This is a genomic window from Vreelandella halophytica, assembly GCF_968193635.1.
The window spans coordinates 1,351,010-1,364,890 of sequence record NZ_OZ309107.1; the positions used below are offsets into that span (position 1 = coordinate 1,351,010).

A 13,881-nucleotide genomic window follows, 5' to 3' on the forward strand; every position below is an offset into this window, starting at 1 on the left:
ATGGCGCTTTACTTCCTACTGAGGGTAAGACGATGACCGAAGCGACGACAAGCGTAGCCGATCATACTACGCGCGACGATGAAGAAAGCACTGCGCGGGGCGGGCGAGCCACGCATTGGCTAACGCTGCTGTTGCTGATTTATTGCCTTATTTGCGCGGTTTCGGTGATCGGCGACGGTTTCAGCACCGCCACGGGTGGCCAGGCCGAGCAGCTTTTCGAGTTCGCCACCAATCCCTTGGTCGGGCTCATGGTCGGTATCGTGGCCACCTCGTTGATTCAGTCCTCCTCGACGGTAACCTCCATTATCGTGGCCATGGTGGCCGGCGGCTTGCCGGTGGCGATCGCCGTGCCCATGGTCATGGGCGCCAATATCGGCACTACCATGACCAATACGTTGGTGAGCTTGGGGCACGTGCGCAATAAAGACGAGTTTCGCCGCGCTTTCGCCGCCGCCACGGTGCACGACTTTTTCAACTTTCTGGCGGTGGCGATTCTACTGCCGCTGGAAATACTCTTTAGCCCGCTGGAGCGTATAGCGCTGCAAGTAGCCGAGCTTTTCTACGGCGATGCCAATCTCTCCATGGACAACGCGGACCTGTTGGGTTTTGCCACCGACCCCGTCACCGGCTCGGTAGAGAGCCTGGTCTCGGGGTTGCCTACCATACTGGGTGGCATCGTCATGATCGCGATCGGCATTACGGCCATCTTTTTATCCATTCGCTACATTGGCAAACTGCTCAAGAAACTGATGGTGGGTCGTGCCAAGCGCATCATGAATAATGCCATCGGGCGTGGCCCGGTAACCGGGGTCATCTCCGGCACGCTGGTGACCATTCTGGTACAGTCCTCGTCGACTACGACCAGCTTGATGGTCCCGCTGGCGGGCTCCGGCACCTTTACGTTAAGGCAGATCTACCCCTTCACCCTGGGCGGGAACGTCGGTACCACCTTTACCGCTTTGCTGGCTGCAACCGCCGTGAGTGGCGAGCACGCTATGCTGGCGTTGGAAATCGCCCTGGTTCACCTCTTCTTCAACCTCTTTGCCATCCTCATCATTGGCGGCCTGCCGTTTTTACGCCTGCTGCCCGTCAAGGGGGCCCGGCGGCTCGGCGACCTGGCCGCCGAGCGTAAAACATTGGCGGCCGCCTGGGTGCTGGGTGCTTTCGTTGCGCTGCCCGCAGCGCTCATTGCCATCACGACGATGTTAGGATAACGCCATGAGTTTCGAACAACACTTGGAAGGCACGTCAACCGCCGAGCTCAAGGCCATGTTGAACGACTCCGCCGAACTGATAGAAGAGATCAGAAACGAACTCGCCGCCCGCGAGGACCAGCACCGCGAGATCGAGTCGATGGATACGCTCATTCACGAGGCCCGGCCCAGGCTCCAGGAAATTCGCGGCTTTTTTGCACTGGTGCTCAGCGAGCTACGCGAACGCCGCGGCGAGCGCTGATATTCAGCGCATGTAAGGCCCTTCTGAAGTTTCGCCATCACCGAGATGATCTTCTTGTCGGTGGTGGCGACTCAGGGCGCGGGTGATCGCCCCCGGTTTTCGATGATGTAGCGGCAGACAAACTGGCAAAGACGACACGGCGTCCTTGTCACCAGGATGTCACGTTGATGGTGCAGACTAAAGCGTTTAGGGTCTGTCTGAAAAGTCGACGAGCGAAGACAAGACAAGGCAAAAATTGGCGAAAAACGGAGTTTACATGTGTAAATGAGTATTTTGATCGGACTCGCGCGCGAGCCAATTTTTAACGCCGTATTGTCGAGCGCAGGCACTTTTCAGACAGAGCCTAGCGCTTTGATGCGTATAAGCCGCTGGAGCGTCTCGCCATGGTAGAGACGGCCAAGCGCCGGGCAGAGAGTAACGTCATGTACCATCAACAAAAAATACGACGCGGCCAGCTGGGGCAATGGCTGGCGCTTGCGCTACTCGTTTATTTTCTGATTTGTGCGGTATCCATCGTCGGCGAGGGTTTCCAACTGACCCTGGGCGATCAAGCCGAACAGCTCTTCGCCTTTGCCACCAACCCCTTCGTGGGGTTGATGATCGGCATTATCACGACGGCGCTGATTCAATCCTCCTCCACGGTCACCTCTGTGATTGTCGGTATGGTCGCCGGCGGGCTGCCCGTGGCCCTGGCGGTGCCCATGATCATGGGCGCCAATGTGGGCACCACCTTGACCAGCACCCTGGTAAGCCTTGGCCATGTGAAAGACGATAACGCGTTTCGCCGCGCCTTTGCCGCCGCGACGATGCACGACTTTTTCAACCTGTTAGCGGTTGCCATCCTGCTGCCCATCGAGATTCTATTCAGCCCGCTGGAGCGCCTGGCCGAACGCGTGGCGGTGCTCTTTTACGGCGATGCAGACCTTTCCCTCGAGCGCGTCAATTTCGTCGGTCAGGCGACCGATCCGGTCGCGGATTTTGTGGCGAGTGCGCTTTCGCGTCTTCCGGAGGTGGCGTTGGGCGCCGCCCTGATCCTTGTGGGGGTCGCGATGATCTTTCTTACCATTCGCTACATCGGCAAGCTGTTATCAAGGCTGATGGTCGGGCGCGCCCGGCAGATCATGCTCAGCGCCATTGGGCGCGGCTCGATCACCGGCGTTATGTCCGGCGCGCTGGTGACGATACTGGTGCAGTCTTCGTCGACGACCACCAGCCTGACGGTGCCCATGGCCGGCTCCGGTGCGTTTACCCTACGCCAAATTTATCCCTTCACGATTGGCAGTAACCTGGGGACCACCATGACCGCGCTGCTCACAGCGACGGCCATCAGTGGCCCCACGGCGCTGCTAGCGTTGGAAATCGCGCTGGTGCACCTGCTGTTCAACGTGTTTGCCGTGCTGATTATCGGTGGAATACCGTTTTTACGCCTGCTGCCGGTCAAAGGTGCCCAGTGGCTGGGCCGGGCCAGCGTCGAACGCAAAGAGGTCGCCGGTGTGTGGGTACTGGGCGTTTTTATCGCGCTGCCCGCCTTGTTGATTGCCATTACCGTCATAGCCGGATAACGCCCTGAAGAGCGCGACGAGCGGCGAACGCGCAAACGTTACTCCGGACCGGCCGGGTCGAATAGATCGCCCTGAGCGCGGGGCGCTCTGAAATCCCGGGTATTGAGACCCTGCTCGGCCCGGGGCTGCATACCCCACTGGCGGCTGGCGCGCTTGAAACGCTGGTCGATCATATCGACGAACACCCCTTCGCCGCGAAAACGCTTGCCAAACGCCGCCTCGTTGGTTTTGCCGCCACGGCACTGGCGAATCAGGCTCATTACCTTGTCGGCGCGCTCGGGGTAGTGGGTGGTCAGCCACTGTTCGAACAGCGGCGCGACCTCACGGGGCAAGCGCAACAGCATCCAGTTTGCCGTGCGCGCGCCAGAGCGGCTCGCGGCCTCGATTAGCCGCTCGATCTCGTGATCGGTAAGCCCGGGAATCACCGGCGAGACCAGCACACCCACCGGGATACCCGCCGTGTTGAGCTCGCGGATCACCTTCAGCCGCGCCTGGGGCGAGGCCGCGCGAGGCTCCAGCGTGCGCTTTAAATTCGCATCCAGGCTGGTCAGGCTGACCAGCACGCGCACCAGGCGGTGCTCGGCCATTTGCGCTAAAAGCTCGATATCGCGCAGAACGAGTGTGCCTTTGGTCACCAGCATGACCGGATGGCGGCATTGGTATAAAAGCTCTAAAAGGCGCCGGGTGGTTTGGTGTTTCGCCTCGATGGGCTGGTAGCAATCGGTATTGCCCGACAGGTTGATAGGGCGGCAGGTATAGCCCGGGTGGCTGAGCTCCTCTTTCAAACGCTCGACCATGCCCGTGCGGGCAATCAGTTTCGTCTCGAAATCGAGCCCTGGTGACATATCCCAATAGGCGTGAGAAGGGCGGGCAAAGCAGTAGATGCAGCCATGCTCGCAGCCGCGGTACGGGTTCAAGGAGCGATCAAAGGAGAGATCCGGCGAGCTGTTCCAGGCAAGCGCGCTTTTACTCGGCTCTTCGCGTATTTCGGTGGCAAGCGAGGTGGGCGCCTCTTCCTGCCACCAGCCATCGGACTCGTATTCGCTTTGCGAGAGCGCGAAGCGGTTATGGGGGTCGAAGGTGGCGCCTCGGCCTTTAAAAGGCGCCTTGCCTTGGGGCGTAAGAGGTTGCGCCATTGCCACATCCTTATAGTGTATATAAATACAGTATATAACGATGCCTCTACAGCGCAAGTGCCATCCTTAACTGCGTAATTTTATAAAAGTAGTGGCCAATATTTACCAAACTGTCATTAGTGGCTTTTAGGTTAATTAGCGGGATCACAGCCAGTCGGGAAAGTTATAGGCAAACGTTCAAACGCAGTGCGTTGACCGTCGTCATTAGTGGTATATCGCCGGGGCGTTTTAGTATGTTTTAGAACACATCGAAGAACCGTATCATGGGAATTTTTTAAGGAGCATTCGATGCACGCTTTCTCCGTTCTCCTGATACGTGTTCTTGCCATCTATCTGGTGGTTTCTCCGCTCTACACTTTAGCTTTCTCGCTTCAAAACATCTTTACGGCAGAGTTGGAGTCCCCGTGGCTCCCCGTGATGGTGACAAGCCTGGTGGTACCTCTTTTGATCGGTGCGGTACTCTGGCTGAAGGCGCCGACCATTGCGCAAAAAATACACCAAAGCGATACCCAGGCAGATGCATCCGTTGACGAAGCAGGGCTTGTTCGCGCGGGCAGCTTCTTGATCGGCGTCTATCTGTTCGTTCAGCAAGTCGGCAATGTAATATCGCGCTGGGAGTGGGGCGGAGGCGTCACCTACGCCTCTTTGGCCGTTTTAATACTTAGCCTGGCCCTGATGTTGGGCTCGAGCTTCTTGCAAAAGCTCTTTTACCGCTTCAAACACTTCTAGCGCTAAGCGAACTTGACATGCGAGGGCGACGCTATTTCGGTAACATACCGTGTAACGTCTTTTCCGTGAAGGCGAGGGGCTCGCTGTATTGGATGTAACTGCCGTATCAAGTCAGGTCACCGCCGTTTGAGCCCGCGGCGTCAAGTCACCGCTATCTGTTGAAGAGGTTTAAGATGAGAACACCCCACGACGTGCTGAATGAGTGGATGCAAGCGATCAACGACGCCGATGTAGAAGCGCTGCTCGCCCTCTACGATGACAACGCCGTACTGATCCCGACCTTCTCGAACCGAATCGCCAATAACAGCGAAAAACACCGCGACTATTTCGAGCGCCTCGGCGCCCGCCCGGGTTTGAGCATCACCCTGCACGAAAAAACCCTGATCATTCAGGAAATGTCCGAGACGCTCTGCTCGCTGACCGGCCTTTACAACTGGCGCTTCGAGGTCGAAGGCGAGCTCTTGAACTTCGAGGCACGCTTTAGCTACGTGGTCGACCTTTCCAAGGAAGCGCCCATTCTTCATCACCACTCCTCGCAAATCCCCCGCATGCTGTAAGACGGGTTCACATCCTACGGGGCGCCCGGCGCTTCGTAGGATCAAGCCAGGCCGGGCCCTCCGTTTAGCCGCTTTTGGCCCGGCCGCCAGGCTTAACAAGGAGCGCCACGCCATGCACGCCTTACCCGCTTTACTCATCATCGACATGCAGCGCGGCATGCAAGACCCCGCAGTGGGGGAGCGCAACAACCCCCAAGCGGAAGCCAATATCCAGCGCCTGCTGGGGGGTTGGCGCAAAGCCGGAGCGCCCATCGTGCATGTCCGTCATATTTCCCGCTCACCGGATTCACCGTTCTGGCCCGGCCAGCCCGGCGTCGAGTTTCAGCCAGCGCTCGAGCCACTAGCCAGCGAGCACGTGGTCGAAAAGAATGTGCCGGACGCCTTCATCCACTCGGGGCTCGAGCGCTGGCTACGCGTTCGCGATATTGGCCGGCTGGTCGTGGTGGGCGTGAGTACCAGTAACTCGGTCGAAGCCACCGCCCGCACGGCGGGTAATCTGGGTTTCGCCGTACAGGTAGTCGCGGATGCCACGTTTAGCTTCTCCAAACGCGACTACGCCGGCACCCCGCGCACCGCAGAAGAAGTTCACGCCATGTCGCTTGCGAATCTGGAAGGCGAGTATGCGGTTATTAAAAGCGTCGAGGATATTTTGAAAGAGGCTGAAGACGCAGGCGCTGATAAGAGCGCACCGCCAGTTTACGAGTAGCCCGCGCTACACTTTTATATCGATACTGAGGGTTATGGCGCTGCTCGCTTCGCTTGGCACGTTCTAGATGGATGAAAGCGCTGATGGCCCTGTGCCAGCATGTTTGGATATGGCAAATTATACTTGGTGGCACATACGTGAATTTTGGGTATTCAGGCAAAATTTGCTTTCGATAGAATCTATAGGGTAGTTTTGATCAAGGTGGTTACATAACTTCAATGAACGCGCTGGCAGGTTCATTGAGGTTATGAAGCTGGTTATATAATCACTGTTACGTGAACCTAAAAACCGTTCGGTTTTTTTTATTTTAAAATTTAATCTAATGGATGAAAATATTAATGAAGTTTAAAGTTATTCCACATGGTAAACGCGTGCCGACTAAAGGCGTTAATCAGGCATATTTACAGGTAGATCGCTGGAATGACTTTTCATTCGTCACAATGTTTTATCTATCAGTGCATGACCAAGAAGGAAGTTTCCATAACATCGGGAACATCAAGATAGGATTCAAGGGGCAAGATATCTCAGTTTCAACACGCCAGAAATTAGAGGATGAGTTTATCGAGCTCGATGGTGATTTTTTTTCAGTTGGCGAAAGTTTAGATTTCTACAAAGAATTATCTAATTTACCTAAAAATTTGAAAGAAAAACTACTTTCTTCTTTAAATGATATTGTTTTCGATCCAAAAATAATTGATGGTGTTCAAGAGGAGGAGGTTTTTAAAGTCTCTCTTTTGAGAGATGCCAGCTTAACATCTATTAAAGGTCAGTTTTACAGGGTTCTTTACGGAAAGGCTGAGTTGACAAACTTTAATTTCGCATTTGAACGATCAAGATGTGGAGCTATGGCATCTATTAGATTAGATTTCGATGTAATAGAGAGCTCGACACCAAGTACAAATATTCATGCTTTAATTGGAAGGAATGGATCTGGCAAAACGACAATTTTAAACGGAATGATCCAAGCAATCACGAATCCTGATGATACGATTGGCCAGTTTATCGATACTAAATATAGAATAGAAAGACCGATAGAAAGCGACTATTTTAGTAGCTTGATATCTGTGTCTTTTAGCGCTTTTGATCCTTTTGATCCTCCTGAAGAGCAACCTGATCCAAGTAAAGGTACATGTTATTTTTATGTGGGTTTAAAAAATGGAGACAAACAAGGTAACCTAAGAACAATACCTGAGCTTAGGGCCGACTTTGTTCATAATTTAGTTGATTGCTTCAGAAAAAAAGATAAGTTGTTTCTGTGGCGTGAAGCTATTAAGAAATTAGGATCGGATGAAAACTTTGAATCTGTAGGATTGAGTGAGTTGGAGGATGTTTACAAGCAATTGAGGTTGAAAAAAAAGCCGGAACAGGTGGATAGTGAAGAGTTTCGGAGTTTATTACTTTTTGAAATTAATGGTTATTTGAAAAGTTTAAGCTCAGGTCATTCTGTTGTTTTGTTTACAATTACTAAGATAGTTTCAGTTATAGAAGAAAAAACGCTTGTTTTGATCGATGAGCCAGAAAGTCATCTTCACCCACCATTATTATCAGCGTTTGTAAGGACGCTTAGTGAGCTGCTTTTTGATCTAAATGGTGTCGCTATAATTGCTACACATTCCCCTGTTCTTTTACAGGAAGTACCAAAATCATGTGTTTGGAAGATTAATCGAGTAGGTGATACTTTAAAGCCTTATAGACCAGAAGTAGAAACTTTTGGTGAAAATGTAGGAGTGTTAACAAGGGAGGTTTTCGGTTTAGAAGTGGTAATGTCGGGCTACCATAATTTGATGTCAAAAGCTGTAGATTCAGGGAGGTCATACGAAAATATTATCAATGATTACGAAAATAAAATAGGTCTAGAAGCTCGATCCATTCTAAAAGCAATGATAATTCATCGCGATAAAGGGTTAGAGCATTGAGAAAATTAGACTACCCTTTATATGATTTTGAAGATGTGCTGAACGCTTGTGCTTCAGGTATGGGGCAGGTAAATGTGAGGAATGATTTTCGATCTACTATTCCGCTTTTTATTGATCTAGGCTTGCAATACGAGCAGTTGCTGGAAAATGGAGAGTTACATAATTTTCCTAAAATTGAAAATCTTAAAAGAAAAACGGTCGTTATACCTCCATTAACCAAAGGAAAGTTGGTTAATTTGTACGAAAATAATCTTCGGAATAAAGAAAAGCCAGCAAGAAGAATATATGAATCGCTATTAGCATCTGCAAACGAAAAATGTCCTTTCTGTGGAGATATTGGGCACCCTAAAAATCTAGATCACTTTTTGCCTTTGGCCCATTATCCTCAGTTCTCTGTACTGCCAGTGAATTTGATACCGGCTTGTCGTGATTGCAATATGGGAGAGAAAGGGGACGACTTTGCCGATCAAGCCGAAGATCAGATAATACATCCTTTTTTAGACAAAGAAATATTTTATAATCAGCAATGGGTGTTCGCACGATATATCAATGATGGTGGTGGAGTAGTAGAATATTATGTTCAACCGCCTGCTGAGTGGCAGGAAGTTGATAAATCCAGAGTTAGTAAACACTTTCATGATTTTGACTTAGGCCGCAGATATGGTATCGAAGCGGGTAAACACCTAAGCGAACTGATTGATCAAAGAAATTCATTCTACAATGTAATGGGCAGAAAAGTTCCATTGGAGGAGTTAACAGAAGATCTAGTTGATGTTCTATTTGCTCCTCTAATTGAAGGGGGGACATTTGCTAATCATTGGAAGAAAGTGATGTATGGAGCGTTGTCAACGTCACAAGAGTTTTTGGTACCCTAGGAAATAGCAAATAATTTATTTATTGTACTTAACAACTCAAATGATGCGTATGCAGTATGATTTCACCCGTGTTTAAAACGTTATTCTTAAAATTCAGAAATAGCCCGTGAGAAAAATAATCATTTTTGGCAACTCAGGTTCCGGGAAGTCTACGTTAGCTCAACATCTGCGGGATCAAGGGCTCGCCCATCTCGATTTAGATGTTTTAGCGTGGCTTCCCTCGAACCCGCCCGAAAGGCGAGCAGTAAATCAGGCGGATGAGCACATTCAGTCTTTCATTCGCGAACATGATGAGTGGGTGGTAGAAGGCTGTTACGCGGATTTGCTCGAACGGGTAGCGCCGTTCGCAAGCGAGGCGGTTTTTATGAATCTGCCGGTTCACCTGTGTCAGGCAAATGCCAGAAACAGACCCTGGGAGCCGCACAAGTACACATCCAAACAAGCACAGGATGATAATTTACCGATGCTGCTCGATTGGATTGCCGGATACAGGGAAAGGGATGGCGCTCTTTCATACCGTGCCCACAAGGCGCTTTTCGAAAGCTTTCAAGGCAAAAAGAGTGAGCTCACCTGCAACGCGAAAAGATATAACCCACCGTCCGTGAGCTAAGCTGAAAGCCCATGTTTAGGCTCTGTCTGAAAAGTGCCTGCGCTCGACAATACGGCGTTAAAAATTGGCTCGCGCGCGAGTCCGATCAAAATACTCATTTACACATGTAAACTCCGTTTTTTCACCAATTTTTGCCTTGTCTTGTCTTCGCTCGTCGACTTTTCAGACAGACCCTAGCCGAGTGTTAAATATCCATGATCGATCACGATAAATTCCAAGCGTTGGTTAAACAGCTTTATGCCACGGTCGAAGAATTGCAGGCCATGTTTCCGGGTAGGCATTTTACGCCGGACGGTCATATGGTGGGCAGTTTAGGTGAGTGCCTTGTGGCCGATGCCTACAATCTTCAGTTGCGGGCGGCCTCCAACAAAGGCCATGACGCGGTCACCGAAACCGGTTTGGAAGTGGAGATCAAGGCCACGCAATCCAACTCGGTTGGATTTCGGAGCCAGCCGAAGCATGCGATTATCATCAAGATTTTGCGGGATGGTACATTCGAGGAAATCTACAACGGGCCAGGCGCGCTTGTTTGGGTGCAGTTTCAAGGTAAACGGTTACCGAGTAACGGCCAGTTTCAAGTTTCTCTCAACAAACTCCGCCAACTCGATCAGTTTGTGGCTCCAGCCGATCGCGTGCTTCAAGCCATTTAATACCTCGGGTAGTACGCGAGCGAAAGCGGCAGGCAGATAGCTTACCGCTGGGGGAGAGGCTTCGTCTTGAAGTACTAAACCTTAATATCGATACTGCCAGTAGCAGCGCTAGCGTCGACCGTTGGTGTTGGCAGTAGCTGGCCCAAGGTTGAGTAGAGTGCGTTGGTCTCTGCCTTGGCGAGCGAGCCATCCACCTTGTCCATATCTTTTTCGGCTTGCTTTAACTCGCGGCGCGCTTCTTTATCTTCCAGGCGCAGGTAGATCTTCAGCTCGCTCATCGCTTCCTGAAACTCTTTTTTTGCATCGGTCAGGATAGAGCGCAGCGCGTGTTCGCTGGCGCTAATGCTCGGGGTGCGTTCAGTGGGCTGGGTGGTCGAAGGTGCCAGGGTATTTTGCGCTAAAACATCGCCAGGCGCCTGAGATTGCTCACTGCGCTCTTGCTCTTCAGTGTTTTCCTCGTCGTTTGGGGTCTCCTGAGCGAGATCTGCCTCGGCGCTTTCAAGCGTGGCGTTGGCGGATTTCATATCGCTTTCGGCGCTGGCCGCCTCACTTTCCACGTTTTCGGCGGATGGTACCGGGGCAGCGCCGTTAGCCCCCTGGGCTGCGTTGACCGTGGGTGCAATTGACGGGCCCGCGGCGCTTCCGCCACCGCCGCCACTGCCTAGCTGGCGCGCTGCAGCGCCAAGTTCCCGCGCGATGCTTTTAAGCTCGCTGGCCATGGATTTAAGCTGCTCGGGCGAGGCGAAGCGCATCATCGCCTTGAGCGTTTCCAGCCGCTGCTTTAAAAAGCCCACCTTTTGCGAGGCGTTCTGCATCGCCGACTCTTTAGGGCTGGGCAGCGATGCCAGCGCTTCAAACGCCTCTTTCTGCTTTTTAAGGCGTTTGCTCTGCGCGTCGTCGCTCGTGGCGGCGGGGGCCATTAAAGGCGCTTTATGGGCCACTTGCGGCTTTGGGCCGGTCGCCGGTTCACGGCGGTTAGCCGTGGTGAAAAGGTTGGAGAATCCGATTTTCATGAGCGGTTCCTGATTGTTATTAGCCTAACTATCGGCCGTTTCATAAAAAGCTTAAATTTGGGCGGGTGCTTTGTCGAACCAGCCTTTGCAGGCCACTATCGAGAAACGCTAAAGTAGCTTTTTCCAAAAATGAGTAAAGCGTATGGCTAAGCGCGTTAAATCTCGAAAAATAGCGGCGTTGAACATTGCTGGAAGCCTCGCTATCGCAGGCGCGACGACTTATATGTTGTTCGTTGGTTTTAATGTAGTGGGCCTGGCGATTGTAGGGGTAGCCCTCATGAGTGTTGCGATTCCCGTTGCCGCCACTGGTGATAGCCTCCTCGAAATTTTACTGGGCCTTCTCGAAGCGTTATTTGAGGGGATAATGGCTGCGTTAGAGGGCATTTTTAATGCGATATGCGCATTGTTTAGCTGGTGACTCGCATGAATAAGTGGCAGCGAAGAGTAGGGGGCACTCTGGCGGTAGCGGGTGGGGGCATTGGTGCCGTCTCGGTTTTTACACTATTGTTTAACGGCCTTAATATATTCAACTGGCTGTTTTTCTTTCTCTTTTTAGCGCTATATAGCGGGGGCATAGTGTGTGGCATTAAGCTAATCGAGGGCCATGCCAATGCCGAAAAAGCAAACTTCCTGTTTTGGCTGTGCCAGGTTCCGCTGGTGTTCTCTCCCGTCGCCGGGTATTTCTTTGCCTCCGGCCTTTATTTCACCGTGTGGTTCACGCCGGGAACGCTCGATATGGGCACCGAATTCTTCGTAGGCAGCGTTTTTAGATACTCTCTGTTTGAGTCGCATCAACCCCTCACGCTTGGCGTTAACCTGGTGGCGATCGCGATGAGCGTTTGGTTCTTCATTAAAATGCCCGGAAAAACCCGGCAGGCCAATGCACCTGAACAGTAAACATTTGGTTAAATGATTGATAAAAACGCCCAGACTATTGGCTGGGCGTTTTTATATAGGTTCTGCAAATGGCGTTAACGAGAGCTAGCGTTTCTTGCTGCCCGCCACTTTGTTGCTTTCAGTTCGGCCACTTTCCTCTGCACTGCCCCCCGGAAAATGCTCCCGCACCAGCTCCAAAAGCCCCTGGGTCGAGGCATCAAAATCTGCCGCGTTGGTATCAATGCGCTCACTGATTTCACCGGCAATACGCTTGCCAAGCTGTACGCCCCACTGGTCGAACGAGTTGATGTTCCAGATCACGCCCTGAACGAACACCTTGTGCTCGTAAAGCGCGATGAGCGCGCCGAGGTTTTTCGGCGTGAGCTCGTCGAGCAGCAGGGTGCTGGAGGGGCGGTTGCCCGGGCAGCTGTAGGGGTCCTGGCTGAGCTCTCGGGCGTCCCCCTGGCTGCCTTCCATGAAGGCGTTGGCCTGGGCCAGCATGTTGGTGATCAGGGCGAAGTGGTGCTCCTCCATGCCGGATTCGGGCTTGAGTGAAGCGATGAAGTCGATGGGCACGTAGCGCGTACCCTGATGGAGTAGTTGGAAAAAAGCATGTTGGCCGTTGGAGCCCGTTTGGCCCCAGACGATCGGCCCGGTTTTGTAATTCACCGGATGGCCGAAGATATCCACCGACTTGCCGTTGGACTCCATATCCAGCTGCTGCAGAAACGAAGGTAACTGATTGAGCGCCTGATCGTAGGGCACGATGGCCTGGGTTTCGGCGCCGATGAAGTTGATGTACCAGATGCCGATCAGCGCCATGAGTACCGGCATATTTTGCGCAAGCGGCGCCTCGATGAAGTGGCGGTCCATCTCGTGGGCGCCTTCCAAAAGCTCGATGAAGCCCTCGAAGCCGATGGAGAGCGCAATCGGCAGGCCGATCGACGACCACATGGAGTAGCGCCCGCCCACCCAGGCCCAAAACTCGAACACGTTCTCTTCGCGAATGCCGAACTCCATGGCTGCTTTGCGGTTTGTGGAGGCAGCGATGAAGTGCGCGCCCACGTCCGCATCTTCGCCGGCGTTTTCCAGAAACCAGCGCCGCGCGGTCTTGGCGTTCAGGAGTGTTTCCTGGGTCGAGAAGGTCTTGGTCGAGACGATGAACAGCGTGGTGGCCGGGTCGAGCCGCGAGAGCACTTTTTGGATGTGGGTGCCATCGACGTTGGAGACGAAGTGGAAGTGCATCTCCGGGTGGCGGTATTTCAGAAGCGCGCGTACCGCCATATTCGGGCCCAGGTCCGAGCCGCCGATGCCGATGTTCACCACGTCCTTGATGGCCTTGCCGTTGTAGCCTTTCCACTCGCCGCTGCGTACCGCCTCGGAAAAGCGTTTGATCTGCTCCCGGGTGCGGGTGATTTCCGGCATCACGTCTTCGCCGTCGACATACACCGGCTCGTCGCCTGGGTTTCGCAGGGCGGTGTGCAGCACCGGGCGGTTTTCGGTCACGTTGATGATATCGCCGGAGAACATCTGCGCGCGGCGCTGCACCAGGGCGGAGTGATCGGCCAGCTCGATCAGCTTGGCCAGCACTTCGTCGGAGACGTGGTGCTTGGAGTAGTCCAGAAACAGCCCGCCGACTCTCAAGCTCATTTTCTCGAAGCGCTGCGTATCTTTAGCGAAGTAGTCGCGAATGCGGTCGTTATGGGTTTTATCGCGCAGGCGCTCCAGGGCCTGCCAGGTGACGCTGCGGGTGAGCTGAAACATAAAGCGGGGATTCCTTTGGGGTGAGGCGGGTA

At 52.8% G+C, this 13,881-nt stretch carries 15 protein-coding genes; 12 read left to right on the plus strand and 3 right to left on the minus strand.

The window, feature by feature from the left end:
* Nucleotides 1–32: 32 nt before the first annotated feature.
* From ACWHXT_RS06370 to ACWHXT_RS06380, 3 genes are all read left to right on the plus strand, one after another.
* A complete protein-coding gene (locus ACWHXT_RS06370; RefSeq protein ID WP_447957642.1) occupies nucleotides 33–1,214 on the plus strand; it encodes a Na/Pi symporter in 1,182 nt (393 codons plus the stop codon).
* Between the two features lie 4 nt (nucleotides 1,215–1,218).
* The gene (locus tag ACWHXT_RS06375) at nucleotides 1,219–1,455 is read left to right on the plus strand and encodes a hypothetical protein (protein WP_447957643.1); all 237 of its coding nucleotides are present in this window, start codon (nucleotides 1,219–1,221) and stop codon (nucleotides 1,453–1,455) included.
* A gap of 383 nt (nucleotides 1,456–1,838) precedes the next feature.
* Nucleotides 1,839–3,017 (plus strand): Na/Pi symporter, encoded by a 1,179-nt coding sequence (locus ACWHXT_RS06380; protein WP_447957644.1) that lies wholly within the window; start codon nucleotides 1,839–1,841, stop codon nucleotides 3,015–3,017.
* A 38-nt stretch (nucleotides 3,018–3,055) separates the two neighbouring features.
* Here ACWHXT_RS06380 and ACWHXT_RS06385 read toward each other — a convergent pair whose 3' ends face one another.
* The gene (locus ACWHXT_RS06385; RefSeq protein WP_447957645.1) at nucleotides 3,056–4,153 is read right to left on the minus strand and encodes a PA0069 family radical SAM protein; all 1,098 of its coding nucleotides are present in this window, start codon (nucleotides 4,151–4,153) and stop codon (nucleotides 3,056–3,058) included.
* A gap of 288 nt (nucleotides 4,154–4,441) precedes the next feature.
* Between ACWHXT_RS06385 and ACWHXT_RS06390 the strand changes: the two genes are divergently transcribed.
* From ACWHXT_RS06390 to ACWHXT_RS06420, 7 genes are all read left to right on the plus strand, one after another.
* Nucleotides 4,442–4,882 (plus strand): hypothetical protein, encoded by a 441-nt coding sequence (locus ACWHXT_RS06390; protein WP_447957646.1) that lies wholly within the window; start codon nucleotides 4,442–4,444, stop codon nucleotides 4,880–4,882.
* Between the two features lie 173 nt (nucleotides 4,883–5,055).
* Nucleotides 5,056–5,439, plus strand: a complete 384-nt coding sequence (locus ACWHXT_RS06395; RefSeq protein ID WP_447528386.1) for a nuclear transport factor 2 family protein — start codon at nucleotides 5,056–5,058, stop codon at nucleotides 5,437–5,439.
* 112 nt (nucleotides 5,440–5,551) lie between these two features.
* Complete coding sequence (locus ACWHXT_RS06400; RefSeq protein ID WP_447957647.1) at nucleotides 5,552–6,145, plus strand: cysteine hydrolase family protein; 594 nt, start codon at nucleotides 5,552–5,554, stop codon at nucleotides 6,143–6,145.
* A 338-nt stretch (nucleotides 6,146–6,483) separates the two neighbouring features.
* The gene (locus ACWHXT_RS06405; RefSeq protein ID WP_447957648.1) at nucleotides 6,484–8,061 is read left to right on the plus strand and encodes an AAA family ATPase; all 1,578 of its coding nucleotides are present in this window, start codon (nucleotides 6,484–6,486) and stop codon (nucleotides 8,059–8,061) included.
* Nucleotides 8,058–8,936 carry an HNH endonuclease gene (locus tag ACWHXT_RS06410; protein WP_447957649.1) on the plus strand — a complete coding sequence of 293 codons (879 nt, stop codon included), beginning with the start codon at nucleotides 8,058–8,060 and terminating at the stop codon, nucleotides 8,934–8,936. The genes ACWHXT_RS06405 and ACWHXT_RS06410 overlap by 4 nt, the downstream gene beginning before the upstream one ends.
* Before the next feature lie 106 nt (nucleotides 8,937–9,042).
* On the plus strand, nucleotides 9,043–9,546 hold the full coding sequence (locus ACWHXT_RS06415) for a shikimate kinase (protein ID WP_447957650.1): 504 nt from the start codon (nucleotides 9,043–9,045) through the stop codon (nucleotides 9,544–9,546).
* 194 nt (nucleotides 9,547–9,740) lie between these two features.
* Nucleotides 9,741–10,196, plus strand: coding sequence for a DUF6998 domain-containing protein (locus ACWHXT_RS06420; protein WP_447957651.1), 456 nt, complete (start codon nucleotides 9,741–9,743; stop codon nucleotides 10,194–10,196).
* Nucleotides 10,197–10,270: 74 nt separating this feature from the next.
* Here the strand turns inward: ACWHXT_RS06420 and ACWHXT_RS06425 are convergent, their stop codons facing one another.
* Nucleotides 10,271–11,209 carry a hypothetical protein gene (locus ACWHXT_RS06425; RefSeq protein WP_447957652.1) on the minus strand — a complete coding sequence of 313 codons (939 nt, stop codon included), beginning with the start codon at nucleotides 11,207–11,209 and terminating at the stop codon, nucleotides 10,271–10,273.
* A gap of 142 nt (nucleotides 11,210–11,351) precedes the next feature.
* Between ACWHXT_RS06425 and ACWHXT_RS06430 the strand changes: the two genes are divergently transcribed.
* On the plus strand, nucleotides 11,352–11,627 hold the full coding sequence (locus ACWHXT_RS06430; protein ID WP_447957653.1) for a hypothetical protein: 276 nt from the start codon (nucleotides 11,352–11,354) through the stop codon (nucleotides 11,625–11,627).
* A 5-nt stretch (nucleotides 11,628–11,632) separates the two neighbouring features.
* On the plus strand, nucleotides 11,633–12,106 hold the full coding sequence (locus ACWHXT_RS06435) for a hypothetical protein (RefSeq protein ID WP_447895670.1): 474 nt from the start codon (nucleotides 11,633–11,635) through the stop codon (nucleotides 12,104–12,106).
* A gap of 84 nt (nucleotides 12,107–12,190) precedes the next feature.
* Here ACWHXT_RS06435 and pgi read toward each other — a convergent pair whose 3' ends face one another.
* Complete coding sequence (pgi, locus tag ACWHXT_RS06440) at nucleotides 12,191–13,849, minus strand: glucose-6-phosphate isomerase (protein WP_447957654.1); 1,659 nt, start codon at nucleotides 13,847–13,849, stop codon at nucleotides 12,191–12,193.
* Nucleotides 13,850–13,881 lie beyond the last annotated feature (32 nt).

Coding starts and splice junctions, on each gene's coding strand:
- ACWHXT_RS06370 (WP_447957642.1), top strand. CDS start 33: ATGACCGAAGCGACGACAAGCGTAGCCGATCATACTACGCGCGACGAT.
- ACWHXT_RS06375 (WP_447957643.1), top strand. CDS start 1,219: ATGAGTTTCGAACAACACTTGGAAGGCACGTCAACCGCCGAGCTCAAG.
- ACWHXT_RS06380 (WP_447957644.1), top strand. CDS start 1,839: ATGGTAGAGACGGCCAAGCGCCGGGCAGAGAGTAACGTCATGTACCAT.
- ACWHXT_RS06385 (WP_447957645.1), bottom strand. CDS start 4,153: ATGGCGCAACCTCTTACGCCCCAAGGCAAGGCGCCTTTTAAAGGCCGA.
- ACWHXT_RS06390 (WP_447957646.1), top strand. CDS start 4,442: ATGCACGCTTTCTCCGTTCTCCTGATACGTGTTCTTGCCATCTATCTG.
- ACWHXT_RS06395 (WP_447528386.1), top strand. CDS start 5,056: ATGAGAACACCCCACGACGTGCTGAATGAGTGGATGCAAGCGATCAAC.
- ACWHXT_RS06400 (WP_447957647.1), top strand. CDS start 5,552: ATGCACGCCTTACCCGCTTTACTCATCATCGACATGCAGCGCGGCATG.
- ACWHXT_RS06405 (WP_447957648.1), top strand. CDS start 6,484: ATGAAGTTTAAAGTTATTCCACATGGTAAACGCGTGCCGACTAAAGGC.
- ACWHXT_RS06420 (WP_447957651.1), top strand. CDS start 9,741: ATGATCGATCACGATAAATTCCAAGCGTTGGTTAAACAGCTTTATGCC.
- ACWHXT_RS06425 (WP_447957652.1), bottom strand. CDS start 11,209: ATGAAAATCGGATTCTCCAACCTTTTCACCACGGCTAACCGCCGTGAA.
- ACWHXT_RS06430 (WP_447957653.1), top strand. CDS start 11,352: ATGGCTAAGCGCGTTAAATCTCGAAAAATAGCGGCGTTGAACATTGCT.
- ACWHXT_RS06435 (WP_447895670.1), top strand. CDS start 11,633: ATGAATAAGTGGCAGCGAAGAGTAGGGGGCACTCTGGCGGTAGCGGGT.
- pgi (WP_447957654.1), bottom strand. CDS start 13,849: ATGTTTCAGCTCACCCGCAGCGTCACCTGGCAGGCCCTGGAGCGCCTG.